This is a genomic window from Schleiferilactobacillus harbinensis, from assembly GCF_008694105.1.
GTDB lineage: Bacteria > Bacillota > Bacilli > Lactobacillales > Lactobacillaceae > Schleiferilactobacillus > Schleiferilactobacillus harbinensis.
This window is the reverse complement of record NZ_CP041364.1, coordinates 1,300,478-1,318,689: the sequence shown is the minus strand read 5'-3', so window position 1 is coordinate 1,318,689 and position 18,212 is coordinate 1,300,478. Positions and strand designations below refer to the sequence as shown.

The following is an 18,212-nucleotide window of genomic DNA, read 5'->3' as shown; positions in this document are numbered from 1 at the left end:
CCTCAGCAGCCCCGGCCTTAATAAAGTGGTTCTGATACTGCTCCCGCAACCGCACATAAAGCTCGTAATACTGCTTAGAGTTCTCATCAGCTTACCAAATGAACACCTTGCTCGGATCCAGATGCAGCGCATCCTCCAGCAGCTTCGGATTGGCCAAACTGCTGATGATCAAATCTGCATCCGCCGGGTCTGAAGTCTCCGCCATGATGTGCACGAAGCCGATATCGTGGAGGAAGATCTCCAATACCCGGGAGTAGAAGCCGTTGTGCTCAGTCAAAAGATATACCTTGACGTTGTCATCAGACTGCACGGATTGCAGATACGGCGCCAGAAGCAGCACCAAATTATGGTGCAGTTCCTGGCGATAAGGCCGTAACGGCGCAAATTCTGGATTGCCCGTCTCTTGGTCGAAGTACTTGTACATCAGCTTCGACATGGCCGATGTACTCTCATCCAGAAAATAAGCGGAGTTGAAGTCGTCCAGCCCGAAACGGTGACCGGTCATGACCAGGACGGAAACGACCGTCCTGGCGAAGTTGGCCACCAGGAGGTGATTGTCGTTCAGACTGGGCTCATCGTTGCGCTGGTAAGGGCGCAGGAAGTCGAAAAATTTATGAGTGAAGTCCCAGGCAATGCCGCCGATTTTCTTCAAATAGTAGTAAAGCTCAGCGAAGGACTCGTTGCCGTTCTCTCGGGAGCTCAATACGATGTGGAAGTAGAACTGCAGGAATTGGTTCTCGTTATTCAGGGACAGCTTGTCCAGAGTCGGATACATCCGCTGCTCCAACAAGGGGGCGGTGAAGTAATTCTGATCCGGAAAAATCTGCTGGTACGTGGCCATGGAAGTCATGGGGTAGCCGGTGCCCACCCGTGTGCGGCAGAGGCCTAAAAACATGTCGAGCTGCAGCGAGGTGACTGGATCGAATTCTTGCGTTTGGATATCCTTGCGCATCCGGACGACATCGTCGTGTTTGACCGTGTGGAAAGGCCACTCATGCGCATGGAAGGCGACCCAGTAGATCGAGTTCAGGATGAACCGAATCTGCTTTTCGTCCCCCTTGAGCTGCAGGGTCGTGGTTGACCAGTTGATATTGTAGGTTTCGAAGAAGTGGCGCAGTGAGGCAATCTTCCGCAACAGTGTTGATTTCGAAATAAAATGCTGGGCGCAAAAAGATTCTAGGTTTGGCCGGGCCGATTGAACGGCGTAGTCAAAGACCTGGAACTCAACGGAACGTTTGAGTAAGAAGAGGCGGTAACAATCCAGGGGAATGCCCAGGTCGGTACCGTTGATCGTCGCCACGGTATGGGAAACCCGCTCACCGTGGCTGAGTGCATCAATGTCCTCTAATAGGGCCTGAAAGGTGTTGTACGTCTTGGCATAGCTCATGTCCAGCAGCTGGGCCAAATCGTTAATGGTAAACGATCGGCCTTTTTCACGGTTGATCACTTCGAGCATGCGAAACCGTTTTTGTTCAGGCTTGCTAAAAAACAACTTTTCGAATTTGATACAGAGCCCTCCCCCACGTAATAGTAATCGGTATACTGACAATTCAGTATAGCATCTTTGTCAATTTCGGCAAAAACTTCTTGTTGAAACTGACACAATGTGGTTGAAAACGATATATGAAAACACCGATTTGTAAGGCTTTTTTCCAAGTTACTCCCGGCATATGCAAAATGCGAACGGTTACTTAGAAGACATAGTGGGACAACCAGCGGCCTATCACAATCGTGTTGTTGGTCATTCTACAACTTTTCTGGAACCATTGTCCCGCACCACGGGTTATGGTATTCTTATCGTAAATAAAGCAAAACGTTGAGGCGCCTATTAGGACTGTTCCAGAGACGTGACGGCAGGTGCAAGTCACGACAGTCAATTTCCAGCGCTGAGTTGTCGGCGAATAACCGACCGGATACTGCCCGATACCGCAGCCACGAGTGCACGCGAAAGCGTGAAGTTGGGTGGTACCGCGAAAGACCGATTTCGTCCCTAAGTTTTTAGGACGAAGTCGGTCTTTTTCTTTTGCTTCATTAACTACGAGGAGGAAACTTACATGCTGGATATGAAATTGATCCGGGAGAAGCCGGATTGGATCAAGGAACGCCTAGGCACCCGGGGCATCAAACCGGAAGAAATTGACGATCTCTTGAAGCTGGACAAGCAGCGGCGGGAGAAGATCACGGCGACTGAAGAACTCAAGGCCAAACGCAACAAGGTTTCTGATGAAATTGCTGCGACGAAGCGGGCCAAGGGCGATGCAAGTGCTGAAATTAAGGCCATGCGGGAAGTAGGCGGCCAGATCAAGCAGCTGGACAAAGAACTGGCCGATTTGGAAGACAAAGTAACCTATATTCTGGTGCGGCTGCCAAACATCCCGAAAGAAGACGTGCCGATTGGTCCCAATGAGGACTATAACAAAGAAGTCCGCAAGTGGGGCGCACTGCCCACCTGGGACTTTACGCCCAAAGCCCACTGGGATATCGGGGAAGACCTTGGTATTCTGGACTTTGATCGTGCTGCCAAGGTTACCGGCGCACGTTTTGTCTACTATAAAGGATTGGGATCTCGGCTGGAACGCGCCATTTACAACTTCATGCTGGACGAACACCAAAAGGAAGGGTACCAAGAAATCATTCCGCCGTACCTGGTCAACAAAGAGTCCATGTTCGGCACTGGCCAATTTCCTAAGTTCACCCAGGACGTGTACACGATCATTGATGAAGACGAACCGTTGACCTTGATCCCGACCGCCGAAGTACCGCTGGCCAACTACTATCGCAGCGAGATCCTGGACGAGAAGCAATTACCCGTTTACTTCACCGCGCTGACGCCGTGCTTTCGGTCCGAGGCCGGCTCTGCCGGCCGGGACACCCGGGGATTGATCCGGATGCACCAGTTCAACAAGGTAGAAATGGTCAAGTACGTGAAGCCGGAAGAATCTTGGAACGAGTTGGAGAAGCTGACCAACGATGCCGAAGAAATTCTGCAAAAATTGAAACTGCCGTACCATGTTGTTGCACTATCCACGGGTGATGCCAGTTTCACCTCTGCGAAGACTTACGATTTGGAAGTTTGGATTCCTGCTCAGGATACGTATCGGGAGATTTCCAGCTGCTCCAACTGTACAGACTTCCAGGCACGCCGTGCCCAAATCCGGTATCGGGATACGGCCGGCAAAGTACATCTGGTTAACACCCTGAACGGTTCCGGTTTGGCCGTTGGTCGGACTGTTGCTGCCATTTTGGAAAACTACCAGAACGAAGACGGCAGCGTCACTATTCCTGATGTGCTGGTTCCTTACATGCACGGGATCACCAAGATCACTAAAGAAAATGCATCCGGCTTAAATTAATGTGTTTTTCGGTTATTTCCGAATGATTGACGCCGTATTAGTCAAAACGAGTTGCTTGTTTACAGAATAAGTAACTCTTTTTTACATTCTGTTCGGGTATGAGTTCGGGAAAATCAGCGTATAATTCATTGAAAACAGCATAGGGACGCCATTTTGGCCGTTGACACTGCGGAACCAGCCTGCTATATTATTAAGTGCGCTACGGTGCGTGATCAACAGTGAGTCAAGCAATTGAAATTCAATGTTGACACGGGCTTGAGCGTATGATATATTATCAAAGTTGCGTTTTTACGAAAGCAACAGCAACGCAGGCCTTTGAAAACTGAACAAAGTTTTGACGAACGGATCACATATCTTCCTTCGGGAAGATAAGCAATCCCGCAAATGTATCGGTACTCAGCTTCGGCTGAGGCAACATTTGCGAATGTCAATTTCGCAAGCAAGTAAATTTATTGAGCCGCAAACTTTTAAATGAGAGTTTGATCCTGGCTCAGGACGAACGCTGGCGGCGTGCCTAATACATGCAAGTCGAACGAGGTTTGGTCAGTTTGCGGTGGTGCTTGCATCACCAATTACCGATCAAACCGAGTGGCGGACGGGTGAGTAACACGTGGGTAACCTGCCCTTCAGCAGGGGATAACATTTGGAAACAGATGCTAATACCGTATAACCACGGAGACCGCATGGTCTCCGGGTAAAAGATGGCGCAAGCTATCACTGAAGGATGGACCCGCGGCGTATTAGCCAGTTGGTGGGGTAACGGCCTACCAAAGCGATGATACGTAGCCGACCTGAGAGGGTAATCGGCCACATTGGGACTGAGACACGGCCCAAACTCCTACGGGAGGCAGCAGTAGGGAATCTTCCACAATGGACGCAAGTCTGATGGAGCAACGCCGCGTGAGTGAAGAAGGCTTTCGGGTCGTAAAACTCTGTTATTGAAGAAGAACGTGTGTGACAGTAACTGGTCATGCAGTGACGGTATTCAATCAGAAAGTCACGGCTAACTACGTGCCAGCAGCCGCGGTAATACGTAGGTGGCAAGCGTTGTCCGGATTTATTGGGCGTAAAGCGAGTGCAGGCGGTCTTTTAAGTCTGATGTGAAAGCCTTCGGCTTAACCGAAGAAGGGCATCGGAAACTGGGAGACTTGAGTGCAGAAGAGGAGAGTGGAACTCCATGTGTAGCGGTGAAATGCGTAGATATATGGAAGAACACCAGTGGCGAAGGCGGCTCTCTGGTCTGTAACTGACGCTGAGGCTCGAAAGCGTGGGTAGCAAACAGGATTAGATACCCTGGTAGTCCACGCCGTAAACGATGAATACTAAGTGTTGGAGGGTTTCCGCCCTTCAGTGCTGCAGCTAACGCATTAAGTATTCCGCCTGGGGAGTACGACCGCAAGGTTGAAACTCAAAGGAATTGACGGGGGCCCGCACAAGCGGTGGAGCATGTGGTTTAATTCGAAGCAACGCGAAGAACCTTACCAGGTCTTGACATCTTCTGCCAGGCTGAGAGATCAGCTGTTCCCTTCGGGGACAGAATGACAGGTGGTGCATGGTTGTCGTCAGCTCGTGTCGTGAGATGTTGGGTTAAGTCCCACAACGAGCGCAACCCTTATGATCAGTTGCCAGCATTCAGTTGGGCACTCTGGTCAGACTGCCGGTGACAAACCGGAGGAAGGCGGGGATGACGTCAAATCATCATGCCCCTTATGACCTGGGCTACACACGTGCTACAATGGGTGGTACAACGAGCAGCGAGACCGCGAGGTCAAGCGAATCTCTAAAAACCATCCTCAGTTCGGATTGCAGGCTGCAACTCGCCTGCATGAAGCTGGAATCGCTAGTAATCGCGGATCAGCACGCCGCGGTGAATACGTTCCCGGGCCTTGTACACACCGCCCGTCACACCATGAGAGTTTGTAACACCCAAAGCCGGTGAGACAACCGCAAGGAGTCAGCCGTCTAAGGTGGGACAAATGATTAGGGTGAAGTCGTAACAAGGTAGCCGTAGGAGAACCTGCGGCTGGATCACCTCCTTTCTAAGGAAAAAGTCCTGTGACCCCCCGGTCACAGGCAACGGAAACCGATACAGTCAAAACTTTGTTCAGTTTTGAGAGGCCTGCCTCTCAAACAGTCAGTGCACGCAGAGGATCATTTTAATTGATGATTCGGCGCACTATCGGGGGTTTAGCTCAGATGGGAGAGCGCCTGCTTTGCACGCAGGAGGTCATCGGTTCGATCCCGTTAACCTCCATTGGCCGTCAGGCCAATGATTGACTAAATTTGTTCTTTGAAAACTGGATATCATGAAGTGAAGGCCAGCTCGTCAGAGCTGGCCACACCGAGAAACACCACTGTGATTTTTTTGAGTTCAGGCGGACTAAGTCCGTCGAATCAAGCGCTGTTTACAGCGTTTCACTTAGGTTAAGTGAAGAAGGGCGCACGGCGGATGCCTTGGCACTAGGAGCCGATGAAGGACGGGACAAACACCGATATGCTTCGGGGAGCTGCACGTAAGCTTTGATCCGAAGATTTCCGAATGGGGGAACTCAGCCATCTGAGAAGGTGGTTGATCAGTCGTGAATACATAGCGGCTGATCGGCAGACGTGGTGAACTGAAACATCTCAGTAGCCACAGGAAGAGAAAGAAATTTCGATTTCCCAAGTAGCGGCGAGCGAACAGGAAAGAGCCCAAACCAGCGTGCTTGCATGCTGGGGTTGTAGGACCGATGTAGTGAGTGATAAAAGAAGGAATTAGGCGAACGGCCTGGGAAGGCCGGCCAGAGCGGGTGACAGCCCCGTAGCCGAAAGTTGCTTCTCTCCAATCGGGATCCTGAGTACGGCGGAACACGTGAAATTCCGTCGGAATCTGGGAGGACCATCTCCCAAGGCTAAATACTCCCTAGTGACCGATAGCGAACCAGTACCGTGAGGGAAAGGTGAAAAGCACCCCGGAAGGGGAGTGAAACAGTACCTGAAACCGTGTGCCTACAAGTAGTCAAAGCCCGTTAATGGGTAATGGCGTGCCTTTTGTAGAATGAACCGGCGAGTTACGTTAGCTAGCGAGGTTAAGGCAGAAAAGCCGGAGCCGGAGCGAAAGCGAGTCTGAATAGGGCGAGTGAGTTAGCTGATGTAGACCCGAAACCAAGTGACCTACCCATGACCAGGTTGAAGGTGCGGTAAAACGCACTGGAGGACCGAACCCACTTATGTTGAAAAATGAGGGGATGAGTTGTGGGTAGCGGTGAAATTCCAATCGAACTTGGAGATAGCTGGTTCTCTCCGAAATAGCTTTAGGGCTAGCCTCGGAAAAGCGGATACTGGAGGTAGAGCACTGTTTGGATGATGGTCCCGTCTCGGGATACTGAATGCAGATAAACTCCGAATGCCAGATATTTGTTTCCGGGAGTCAGACTGCGAGTGATAAGATCCGTAGTCGAAAGGGGAACAGCCCAGATCACCAGTTAAGGTCCCTAAATCCATGCTAAGTGGAAAAGGATGTGAAGTTGCACAGACAACTAGGATGTTGGCTCAGAAGCAGCCACCATTTAAAGAGTGCGTAATAGCTCACTAGTCGAGTGACTCTGCGCCGAAAATGTACCGGGGCTAAGCATGGTACCGAAACTGTGGGTGCGACCGCAAGGTCGTGCGATAGGAGAGCGTTCTAAGGGCGGTGAAGGCAGACTGTGAAGACTGCTGGAGCGCTTAGAAGTGAGAATGCCGGCATGAGTAACGAAAAGGCAGGTGAGAATCCTGCCCGCCGCAAGACTAAGGTTTCCTGGGGAAGGTTCGTCCGCCCAGGGTTAGTCGGGACCTAAGATGAGGCCGAAAGGCGTAATCGATGGCCAACAGGTGGAGATTCCTGTACCGATCTATTATGTTTGAGCGAAGGAAGGACGCAGGAGGCTAAGGTGAGCACGCAGCTGGAAAAGTGTGTCCAAGCACTGAGTCTGGGAGCGAGTCAAATGCTTGTTCCTAAGGACAAGGTGTGATGGGGAGCGAAATTAAGTAGCGAAGCACCTGATGTCACACTGCCGAGAAAAGTTTCTAGTGAGTAACAGATCGCCCGTACCGCAAACCGACACAGGTAGTCGAGGAGAGTATCCTCAGGCGCGCGAGAGAACCCTCGTTAAGGAACTCGGCAAAATAACCCCGTAACTTCGGAAGAAGGGGTGCTGACCGGAAGGTCAGCCGCAGTGAATAGGCCCAAACAACTGTTTATCAAAAACACAGGTCTCTGCTAAATCGAAAGATGACGTATAGGGGCTGACACCTGCCCGGTGCTGGAAGGTTAAGAGGATCTGTTAGCGTAAGCGAAGCAGAGAATTGAAGCCCCAGTAAACGGCGGCCGTAACTATAACGGTCCTAAGGTAGCGAAATTCCTTGTCGGGTAAGTTCCGACCCGCACGAAAGGTGTAATGATTTGGGCACTGTCTCAACGAGGGACTCGGTGAAATTATATTACCCGTGAAGATGCGGGTTACCCGCGACAGGACGGAAAGACCCCATGGAGCTTTACTGTAGCTTGATATTGAGTGTCTGTACCGCATGTACAGGATAGGTAGGAGCCGTAGAAACCGGGACGCTAGTCTCGGTGGAGGCATTGGTGGGATACTACCCTTGCAGTGCGGCCACTCTAACCCGCGCCACTCAGCGTGGCGGGAGACAGTGTCAGGCAGGCAGTTTGACTGGGGCGGTCGCCTCCTAAAGTGTAACGGAGGCGCCCAAAGGTTCCCTCAGAATGGTTGGAAATCATTCACAGAGTGTAAAGGCATAAGGGAGCTTGACTGCGAGACAGACAGGTCGAGCAGGGACGAAAGTCGGGCTTAGTGATCCGGTGGTTCTGTATGGAAAGGCCATCGCTCAACGGACAAAAGCTACCCTGGGGATAACAGGCTTATCTCCCCCAAGAGTCCACATCGACGGGGAGGTTTGGCACCTCGATGTCGGCTCATCGCATCCTGGGGCTGAAGTTGGTCCCAAGGGTTGGGCTGTTCGCCCATTAAAGCGGTACGCGAGCTGGGTTCAGAACGTCGTGAGACAGTTCGGTCCCTATCCGTCGCGGGCGTAGGAAATTTGAGAAGAGCTGCCCTTAGTACGAGAGGACCGGGGTGGACATACCGCTGGTGTACCAGTTGTGCCGCCAGGCGCAGAGCTGGGTAGCTATGTATGGCAGGGATAAGCGCTGAAAGCATCTAAGTGTGAAGCCCCCTTCGAGATGAGATTTCCCATTCCTTTAAGGAAGTAAGACCCCTGAGAGATGATCAGGTAGATAGGCTGGGAGTAGTAGCCCCGTGAGGGGTGGAGCGGACCAGTACTAATCGGTCGAGGACTTAACCAAGAGCGTACCGGAAGGTACGCACCTCAAAGAGTCACATTGGTGATTCGAAGAAAGAACTTCATGATATCCAGTTTTGAGAGAACAAACTCTCAAATTTAAGTACAGTGGCGATAGCGAGAAGGAACTACCTGTTCCCATGCCGAACACAGAAGTCAAGCTTCTCAGCGCCGATAGTAGTTGGTGGGAAACTGCCTGCGAGGGTAGGACGCTGCTGTTCTTATTTTTTTATTCCGGTTTAGCTCAGTTGGTAGAGCGCTTGACTGTTAATCAAGATGTCGTCAGTTCGAGTCTGACAACCGGAGTTTTCGGAGCTAAGCCCACAAAACTTCATTGTCGGCCCGTTGGTCAAGTGGTTAAGACACCGCCCTTTCACGGCGGTAACATGGGTTCAAATCCCGTACGGGTCATTGTCCGCAGTGTGTGTTGGACAGTTTGCCGACTTAGCTCAGCTGGTAGAGCATCGGTATCGTAAACCGAGGGTCAGGTGTTCGAATCACCTAGTCGGCACTCGTCAGCGTCTCATCAGAAGTCTTTCTTCTGATGAGACGCTTTTTTTGTTGAGTCAGACCATTCCAATTTTTGTCAGTGATGGCCGTCATTGTGAGATTTTCAGGGGTACTCACGGGCAGACCGATGTGCTACACTGGCGATGTAGTATATTTTTGAAAGGTAGATGTCTCGTGTCTGAACAATCGAGTGCGCCGAGGGATCCGAAAGCAAAAAGTGACGATTTAGCCTTCCTGACTCCTGGCGAAGTCTTTGATCGCGTAGACTCCAAACCACAAGGCTTAACTTCAGCAGAAGCAGCCAAGCGGCAGGAGAAATACGGAAAGAATCAAATTGAAACAAAGGAAGGCGAGCCGATCTGGCTGAAGTTCATCAAGAACTTTGTCAGTACCATGGCGATTTTGCTGTGGTTCGGCGGCGCCGTGGCGTTCTTCTCAGGTACGCCGCAGTTGGGGATTGCCATCTGGCTCGTCAACGTGATTAACGGCCTATTCAGCTTCTTCCAGGAGAGTAAGGCCAGCAAAGCGACCGATGCCTTAAAGAAGATGCTGCCGACGTATTCCCGGGTCATCCGGGATGGGACGGAACAGCAGATCAACGCTGTGGACCTGGTCCCTGGCGATATCATGCTCGTCGAAGAAGGGGATAAGATCTCGGCGGATGCGCGCCTGCTGGAAATGACCGATCTACAGGTCAATCAGTCGGCACTAACCGGTGAATCCAATCCGGTGCGGAAGAGTCCTGATCAAATCGTCGATCATGATTTGTCCCGTTTTGAGTTGAAAAACATGATTTTTGCCGGCACCACGGTATCCAGTGGTAATGGTAAAGCAGTAGTTTCAGCCATTGCCATGCAGACTGAGTTCGGTAAAATCGCCGACTTGACCCAAGGGATGAAGGAGGAGAAGAGTCCGCTGGAGAAAGAGCTGGATAAGCTCACCCAGCAGATTTCTTTTATCGCGATTGGGATTGGACTGGCGTTCTTCGCTGGCGCGCTGTTTTTTGTGCAGCAGCCCTTTGCGCAAGCCTTTATTTTCTCTCTGGGTATAATCGTCGCCTTCATTCCAGAAGGCCTGCTGCCGACTGTGACGCTGTCTTTGGCGGTGGCGGTCCAACGAATGGCCAAGGAACATGCGCTGATGAAGTCGCTGAACTCAGTGGAAACACTGGGTTCGACCTCCGTCATTTGTTCGGATAAAACCGGGACGCTGACTCAGAACGAGATGACCGTCAACCACGTGTGGCTGCCGGGCGGCGAGTATCTGGTCAATGGTCAGGGTTATTCACCCGATGGGGACGTCACCCTCAACGGGAAAACCGTGACTTTCCGGGATTCTAGTGATTTGGAATTAACCTTGTCCGGGGCAACACTGTGCTCTAACGCACGAATTTTGCCGCCGGATGATGAACATCCGCGATATACCGTCTTAGGTGATCCCACCGAAGCCTGTTTAGGGGTGGCGGCGGAAAAAGCCAAGATTGATATCAAGCAATTATTACAAGATAATCCCCGTTTACGGGAGCTGCCTTTTGATTCCAACCGGAAGCGGATGACAACGGTCAATAGCCTGCAGCGACCAATTGACGGAAACAAACGGATCGCTTTTGTTAAGGGCGCGCCGAAGGAAACGTCCGAGTTATGTACGACGACTCGGGAAAATGGCAAGATTCGGCCGTTGACAGACGATGATCGGCAGAAGATCATGGCGGCTAATGACCAGTATGCCCGCAATGGTTTACGGGTACTGGCGGTGGCTTATCGGCCGCTGGATCATGATGACAGTATTCCTAAGTCCATGACGAAGTACACCCCGGAGATCATTGAAAAAGACATGGTCTTCCTAGGGTTGGTTGTTATGGCTGACCCGCCGCGGGTGGAAGTCGCGGCCGCTGTGGAAAAATGTTACGAAGCCAATATCCGGATCATCATGATCACGGGGGATTATGGCCTGACCGCTGAGAGTATTGCAAAGCGGATCGGAATTGTTCGCGGTGACCATCCCCGGGTCGTTACCGGGTTTGAATTGGGCAAGATGTCCGACGATGACCTGAAGACTGCTTTAAAGGATGAAATTATCTTCGCCCGGGTAGCTCCAGAACAGAAGTACCGGGTCGTTACCAATTTACAAGAGATGGGTAAAGTCGTAGCTGTGACCGGCGATGGCGTTAATGATGCGCCGGCATTGAAGAAAGCCGACATCGGGGTCGCTATGGGGATCACGGGGACTGACGTGGCCAAGGAAGCCGCCGATATGATTTTGACCGACGATAACTTTGCCTCCATTGTTCATGCCGTTGAAGAAGGCCGGGCGGTCTTTGACAACATTCGGAAGTTCTTGACGTACATTTTCAGCTCCAATATGGCAGAAGCCGTACCATCGGCTTTCTTCCTGTTCTCCAGAGGGTTGATTGCGCTGCCGTTGACTGTCATGCAGATCCTATCCATCGATTTAGGGACAGATATGATGCCGGCCTTGGGTTTAGGGACTGAATTGCCTGAGCCGGGGATCATGCAGCGGCCGCCGCGAAAACACGGCGAGAGTTTGCTGACTAGAGGGATCGTCGTTAAGGCTTTCTTCTGGTATGGCGCGCTGGAAGCTATTTTAGCGATGATCGCGTATTTCTATGCCAACTGGAACCATACGGGCTTCATGGGCCCACTCGCCAGTTCTGGTATGATCTACAAGCAAGCAACCACCATGACGCTGGGTGCGATCAACTTCAGTCAGATTGGGAATGCCTTGAACTGCCGGACCAATCGGGAATCAGTCTTTAAGGTCGGGTTATTCAAGAATAAGCTGGTCAACATCGGGATTATTTTCGAGATCTGCTTGTTCGCCGTTCTTTCTTATACGCCGTTCCTGCAAGGGCTGTTCCATACCGCGCCGCTGGCGCCGACGGACTGGATTTTCCTGATTTGCTGCCCATTCATCATTGTTGGGATCGAAGAGGCACGGAAGGCTTGGTTACGGCACCGGGATAATCGTTCTAAAGGCACCTTAGAGGGGGAGAAAGCATGAAAATCATTATTGTAGGATGCGGCCGCCTGGGTTCAGGGTTGGCCACAACGTTGGCTGATGATGGCAACACCATCACGGTCATCTGTGACGACGAGAAGAAATTCAAGCGGCTGCCGCCGGACTTCAAGGGCACAAAGATCCTCGGTGTTGAGTTCGACAAGGGTAATTTGGAAAAAGCCGGTATCGAGCGGGCGGATAGTTTGATTTCCTGTACCGAGAGTGACGATATTAACGCCTTGGTAGCCCGAATCGCGCGGAATTATTACCGGGTGCCGCGGGTGATTGCTCGGTTGTACGATCAGCGGAAAGTGGATCTGTACAATGCCTTGGGCATTCAGATCATCGCGACCACGCGCTGGGGCATTGCTCGGGCCAAGGAGCTGCTGACGTTCTCTCATCTGGAAAATGTCATGAGCATCGGGAACACGCCGGTGGAAATTGTGCGGATCACGGTGTCTGGCATGATGGCCGGCAATTCGATTCGGGATCTGTTCCCGGTCACCGATGTCCAGCCGATTGCAATCTCCCGGGGCAACCAGTCGTTCATTCCCACGCGCACCACGACTCTGGAGGCCGGCGACATTCTCTATTTGTCGGCCCTGGATGATACGCTGCAGCAAGTGAAACGGACACTGGACCTGTAAGGAGGGAGCGAGACTATGCGTACAATTATTGTTGGCGGCGGCCAAGTCGGTTCTTACGTCGCCCGGATCTTGATCGATGCCGGCCGGGACGTCCGGGTCGTGGAGTATCGGGAAAAGCCTTTGGCGGGGTTAAAGAATGAATTGCCGCCGGAAGTCATCGTTAATGGCGACGGCGCGGATCCCAAGGTATTGGAGCAAGCTGGGATCAACGATGCCGACGTCGTGGCCGCGGTTACTGGGGCGGACGAGATCAATCTGGTGACGGCGACGATCGCCAAGTTCGAGTTTGGCGTTGACAAAGTCATCGCCCGGATCAACAACCCAAAGAATACCTGGCTCTTCACCGAAGAAATGGGAGTCGATGTCCGGGTTTCCCAGGCTTACTTGATTGCCAATGTCATCACGGATCAAATCGACTTCCGCAACTTGACGACGTTAATGCGGCTGAATCGCGGCAACAATGCCATTGTCCAAGTCACGGTGGGCGATGGTGCCCAAGCAGATGGCAAGCCTTTGCGGGAAATCAAGTTCCCAGAAGGCACAGTCGTCATCAATGTCCGCCGCGGCGAGGCCAATCTGGTCGCTGGGGCTGATACGGTGATTACCAAGGGTGATTCAGTCCTGGTGTATACCCGGACCGTGAATGAAGAAGAAATCAACACCATCTTCCGGTAAACAAGAAAGCGGGTGGTCCCCATGCGGGTCGCATTCAGTACGGATCTGCATTTTGATGTGAACCATCTCACGGCGAGCGACTACTTTCAAGCCCAGAAGGATTATCTCGAACAGCAGAATATCAGCGTTTATGTGCTGGGCGGGGATACGTTCAACGATTTTCAGGCAACGGTCCGTTACGTGGATGCCCTGCAGGCGTTTTTAGGGAACACGGTTCAATTGTATTTTCTTGCCGGCAACCACGATATGGTGAAGGGTGTGACGTATGCTGAATTGGAGTTTTTTGACCATCCGGCGTATCTGCACCACCGGGTGGTGTCCCTTCCCGGTACGGACTATGCTCTGGTGGGAAATAACGGGTGGTACGACTACACGCTGGCGCCCGCCGGGCAGGGTAAGACTGCCGAGGATTATTTTCGTTGGAAGAAAGCCTTCTGGATCGATTCCGCAATTGACTCGCCTCTGAGTGACACGGAGCGGATGGACCGGGTGTTAAAGCAGGTGCAAGCGGATTTGGCGACTGTCGCTGCGCAGCGGCAGCGCGCTTTGTTTGTTACCCATTTTGTCCCGCGCCAGGACTTTCTGATCTATGCGGGTGACCGGCCCTATTGGAACATGGCGACTGCGCTGATGGGCAGCAGCCGGCTAGGCGGCTTGCTGGCGGCATCGCCGGTGGTGGATACGGTGGTTTTTGGCCATCTGCATCACCGGGACGCACCGCTGCTGGCCGCTGGGCAAGTGTATCTGCATACGCCTTTGGGTTACGGTTTGAAGCGGGCCTGGGAGTGGCAAAGTACTGATTTTATGACGGAATGGCGCAACACACTGATGATTCGGGAAATTCCGGAGAAATAGCGTTGTTCCCCTTGCATCGAGTTTCATTTTTCGGTATTATATTTATCGTTGATTGTGCGTGAGCGCGTCAACGGTATGGAGGAGTAGCGAAGAGGCTAAACGCGGCGGACTGTAAATCCGCTCCTTCGGGTTCAAAGGTTCGAATCCTTTCTCCTCCATTTCATTGGGATATAGCCAAGCGGTAAGGCAACGGGTTTTGATCCCGTCATGCGCTGGTTCGAATCCAGCTATCCCAATAGAAAGCAGAGAGCGCAGGCTAGTGGTTAATACCCCTGGGCTAATCAATACCAGCTGATAAATCCTGTACTTAGGATTTATCAGCTGGTATTTTTAGATCACGGGGGTTTGCCAGCCGGAGCTCGTTTAATAGCGAGGGACTCTCGTTGACTCCTTACCAGTTGGCGGTATACTGACCACAAATACAGAGAGAAGGCAGCACAATGCCAACGAAACAACGATTTGTGGTCACCGCCCTGATCTGTTTTGGTATGGCCACCATCATGAGTTTGATCGGTAACCTGCTGGCGACTGGCTGGCGAGCGGTCACTTTCCAGAATTGGCTGATTTGGTGGCTGCCGACGGTCTTGGCGGCTTTTCTCTATAATTGGTTCGTGGCCTATCGCATCACTGAATATTTTATTCGCCGGGCCACGCGCCGCTTGACCGATCCGGCAGCGATCGCCGCGCGCACGCTTGGGGTCCGGGGACGGGTGATGCTGGTGGTTATGTGTCTGAGCATGTCAACTTACGGCCTTTTCATTGGCGGGGCATTTCTGCATATTGATTGGGAAATCCTCTTGTGGGTCTGGGTGCGCAGTCTGATCATTGCATTCATCATTCGTGGTCTGATTGTAAAACCAGCAGCCTTTTTCCTCACCCGCAAGATTCTCTCGACTGTTTGATCGGAACGCTCGCCTTCACTGGCGGGCGTTTTTTTCGGTCAACCTGGACCAATAATGATAGAATGGAAACATATCAGAGAAATGGAGTGGTGCATGTGGCTGAACCTGTTCAAACAAAAGACTTATTTGCCATCAAGACCCTATCCCAACCGAGTATGGCGGGCCAGACGGTTTTCTTCCTGGAAAATCGGGTGGATGAAGAGACCAATACGTATATTGCCGAATTGAAGGGGCTGGATCTGCGGACCCGGCGGCAGGTGCGGTATGGGTTGCCGAATCAAAGTATCCGCCAGTATGCCCTGGCGCCGGATGGCAGTGCGTTGTTGTACTTAGCGCAGGATGCTAAGAAGCACGTTCAGATCTATATTCAGCCGCTTACCGGTGGGTCGCCGTATGCTTTGACGGCGTTGCCTGACGGTGTAGATAGTGCCCAGTGGCGTGCAGATAGTGCAGGCGTGTATTTCACGAACACGAGTTATCCGCAAAAGAAGGCGACCAAGCTGCCCCAGCCGAAGGTAATTACCCGGCTGCCGTTCCAAATGAATGGTGAGGGTGTGCTGCGGGAAGACGGCACCCATCATTTGCAATATTTGGCGATCACCGGCAAGATGCCTAAAGAATTGTTGAGCCGGCCGGATGATTTCGGTTTGGATGCCGTGGATCCGTCTGGCCGTTTCCTGGCCTTGAGCGCTAGCCCAGATCCATTCAACCCGAAGGATTTCCGCACGGGAACCTATTTATTCGAAATTGCGACCCGGAATTTGACCTGGATCACTGAATCTCAGGAACATGGTGAATTTATCGGTGCCGCGTTCAGTGAAGATGGCACCGGCTTGCTGCTGTGGGGTACGGACAACCATGCACCCAATGTGGCGGAACACCATATTTGGTACTACGACATTGAGGAGCAAAAGCTCACTGATACCGCAGTGAACCATCACTTGGAAGAGGGGCCGGGCGAAATTGTGGCGGATACCCAGCAAAAATTATCCGAGCGCATGGCCCAATATATCACCGCTGATTACTTCTTAACGCCTGGCTTCAGCCATGGGCGGATCGCATTGTATGAAGCGTCCACGGATGGTGAACTGCGGGAAGCTGTTGGCGGTGACCGGCATGTGACGGATTACTTTGTCGGGCCGGACCAGCATACGGTCGTTTTTACTTATTCAGATATTGAAACGCCCAGTGTTTTGGCGGTTTATGACTTAATTAGCGAGGACGAAAAAGATCTGTACAACCCGAATACCAGTTGGGAAAATCACCATACGATCAGCGGCGCGGAGGCTTTTACCTTTAAGTCTGACGATGATCTAACTGTTGAAGGCTGGTACATGAAGCCGGTAGGGCAGGCGGCCGAAAAGAAGCACCCGGCGATCCTTTACATCCATGGCGGCCCTTTAGCGGCCTTTGGCTACACCTTCTTCCATGAGATGCAAGTCTTGACCAGTGCCGGCTATGGCGTCATTTTAATCAATCCCCGGGGCAGTCTCAGCTATGGCGAAGACTTCGCAGCCGGTGTTATCGGCGCTTATGGCCAGGGCGATTACGCTGACTTGATGAATGGTTTGGATGATGTCTTGAAACGGGACAAACAGATCGATCCCAAGAAGCTGTATGTTTGCGGCGGCAGTTACGGCGGGTTCATGACTAACTGGGTCGAGACCCATACTGACCGCTTCGCTGCGGCGGTGACGATGCGTTCCATCGCCAACTGGGTGAGCATGTACGGCAACAGCGATATTGGCTACTTCTTCAACGCTTGGGAATTGCAGGGCGAATGGAATGCGCCGATTGACCCGAAGAAGTACTGGGCTTTCTCCCCGTTGGCTTATGTCGACAAGGCTAAGACACCGATCCTGATCCTGCACAGTGAAGAAGATCATCGCTGCCCAATCGGTCAGGGTGAAGAATTTTACACTAGCCTCAAACTGCACGATGTGGAGACGGAATTCGTGCGCTATCCGGGATCGAATCATGAACTCTCCCGGTCCGGCTTCCCCAATCTGCGGATCGACCGGATGACACGAATCATGGATTGGTTTGGCAAGCATTAATTAGAAAGTGGGAAATTCAGTGGTAAAAATTGGTTTCATCGGCAGTGGCCATATGGCAACTGCTGAAATTGCCGGGACATTGCACGCAGGGGCTGCGGCAAGCGACCTGTATGTCACTAGTCACAACGCCGCCCATTATGAGCAGGTCGCTCAGCAGTACGGCATTCAGGGTGTCGCCACCAACGACGCGGTGGTGCAGGCAGCGGATATCGTCGTGCTGGCCACGCCGCCGGCCACGGCGAAACCCATCCTCAACAGTTTGGCCGGGCATTGGCGGGCCGGCCAGATTCTGGTCTCTGTCGTGGGCAGTGTCACAGTTGCCGAGTTGGTGGACGCCGCCCAGACGCCGACGCTGCCCATTGTTCGGCTGTTGCCCAACGTGAACGTGGCTACCGGCAGCGGGATGACTGCCTACGCGGTGAGCGACTCGGTGGGCCAAGCCGATCTGACAGCGGTCTTAGCTTGGCAAAAGGGACTCGGTGAGATGATGCTGCTGGCCGAAAATCTGTTTGGCGCGTTCGTCGGCCTAGCGGGGTCATCACCGGCCTTCATCTTTGTGGCCATTGACATGATGGCCCGGCTGGGAGTGCAGTATGGCATCCCCATGACCGACGCACGCAAGATTGCCGCCCAGGCTTTTAAGGGCAGCGCGGATCAGGTCCTGACAACAGGGGCTAACCCCTGGGATCTGGCGGACAGTGTTTCTTCTCCTGGCGGCAGCACCGTCCGCGGCATGGTGGCCTTACAGTCCAGCGGCTTTTTCGCCGGCTTCACCGATGCCGTGACCGCCACGATCGAGAAAGACAGCAAGAAAGACTAGTGTGTTTGCTTGTCTTTTTGGTCTATACCAGTTAAGAT

At 52.4% G+C, this 18,212-nt stretch carries 9 protein-coding genes, 6 tRNA genes and 3 rRNA genes; 17 read left to right on the top strand and 1 reads right to left on the bottom strand.

Annotation, left to right across the window (positions count from 1 at the left end):
• Window positions 1-91: 91 nt before the first annotated feature.
• On the bottom strand, window positions 92-1,456 hold the full coding sequence (locus FMM01_RS06795; protein ID WP_150391993.1) for a helix-turn-helix domain-containing protein: 1,365 nt from the start codon (window positions 1,454-1,456) through the stop codon (window positions 92-94).
• A gap of 598 nt (window positions 1,457-2,054) precedes the next feature.
• Between FMM01_RS06795 and serS the strand changes: the two genes are divergently transcribed.
• The 17 genes from serS to proC all read left to right on the top strand — a co-directional run bounded on the left by serS (window position 2,055) and on the right by proC (window position 18,174).
• On the top strand, window positions 2,055-3,353 hold the full coding sequence (serS, locus tag FMM01_RS06790) for a serine--tRNA ligase (RefSeq protein WP_150391992.1): 1,299 nt from the start codon (window positions 2,055-2,057) through the stop codon (window positions 3,351-3,353).
• 467 nt (window positions 3,354-3,820) lie between these two features.
• Window positions 3,821-5,392 (top strand): 16S ribosomal RNA (locus FMM01_RS06785).
• Window positions 5,393-5,534: 142 nt separating this feature from the next.
• Window positions 5,535-5,607: transfer RNA gene (locus FMM01_RS06780), tRNA-Ala, on the top strand.
• Between the two features lie 168 nt (window positions 5,608-5,775).
• Window positions 5,776-8,694: ribosomal RNA gene (locus tag FMM01_RS06775) — 23S ribosomal RNA — on the top strand.
• Window positions 8,695-8,794: 100 nt separating this feature from the next.
• Window positions 8,795-8,911: ribosomal RNA gene (rrf, locus tag FMM01_RS06770) — 5S ribosomal RNA — on the top strand.
• The 16S, 23S and 5S rRNA genes sit together here with 4 tRNA genes alongside, the layout of an rRNA operon.
• A 12-nt stretch (window positions 8,912-8,923) precedes the next feature.
• Window positions 8,924-8,996, top strand: a tRNA-Asn gene (locus FMM01_RS06765).
• Between the two features lie 33 nt (window positions 8,997-9,029).
• A tRNA-Glu gene (locus FMM01_RS06760) sits at window positions 9,030-9,101 on the top strand.
• A 27-nt stretch (window positions 9,102-9,128) separates the two neighbouring features.
• A tRNA-Thr gene (locus tag FMM01_RS06755) sits at window positions 9,129-9,201 on the top strand.
• A 173-nt stretch (window positions 9,202-9,374) separates the two neighbouring features.
• On the top strand, window positions 9,375-12,221 hold the full coding sequence (locus FMM01_RS06750; RefSeq protein ID WP_419555018.1) for a cation-translocating P-type ATPase: 2,847 nt from the start codon (window positions 9,375-9,377) through the stop codon (window positions 12,219-12,221).
• Window positions 12,218-12,865: a potassium channel family protein gene (locus tag FMM01_RS06745; protein ID WP_063516259.1), complete on the top strand. Its 648-nt coding sequence runs from the start codon at window positions 12,218-12,220 to the stop codon at window positions 12,863-12,865. The genes FMM01_RS06750 and FMM01_RS06745 overlap by 4 nt, the downstream gene beginning before the upstream one ends.
• Window positions 12,866-12,880: 15 nt before the next feature.
• The gene (locus FMM01_RS06740; RefSeq protein ID WP_027829095.1) at window positions 12,881-13,540 is read left to right on the top strand and encodes a potassium channel family protein; all 660 of its coding nucleotides are present in this window, start codon (window positions 12,881-12,883) and stop codon (window positions 13,538-13,540) included.
• A 21-nt stretch (window positions 13,541-13,561) separates the two neighbouring features.
• Window positions 13,562-14,395 (top strand): metallophosphoesterase, encoded by an 834-nt coding sequence (locus FMM01_RS06735; protein WP_150391991.1) that lies wholly within the window; start codon window positions 13,562-13,564, stop codon window positions 14,393-14,395.
• Between the two features lie 77 nt (window positions 14,396-14,472).
• Window positions 14,473-14,553 (top strand) — tRNA-Tyr (locus FMM01_RS06730).
• 6 nt (window positions 14,554-14,559) lie between these two features.
• Window positions 14,560-14,631 (top strand) — tRNA-Gln (locus FMM01_RS06725).
• Between the two features lie 204 nt (window positions 14,632-14,835).
• The gene (locus FMM01_RS06720; protein ID WP_150391990.1) at window positions 14,836-15,297 is read left to right on the top strand and encodes a DUF2798 domain-containing protein; all 462 of its coding nucleotides are present in this window, start codon (window positions 14,836-14,838) and stop codon (window positions 15,295-15,297) included.
• Between the two features lie 95 nt (window positions 15,298-15,392).
• Entirely contained in the window at window positions 15,393-17,354 is a 1,962-nt protein-coding gene (locus tag FMM01_RS16430) for a S9 family peptidase (RefSeq protein WP_223850011.1), read from the top strand.
• Between the two features lie 7 nt (window positions 17,355-17,361).
• Entirely contained in the window at window positions 17,362-18,174 is an 813-nt protein-coding gene (gene proC / locus FMM01_RS06710) for a pyrroline-5-carboxylate reductase (RefSeq protein ID WP_336495157.1), read from the top strand.
• Window positions 18,175-18,212: the final 38 nt, after the last annotated feature.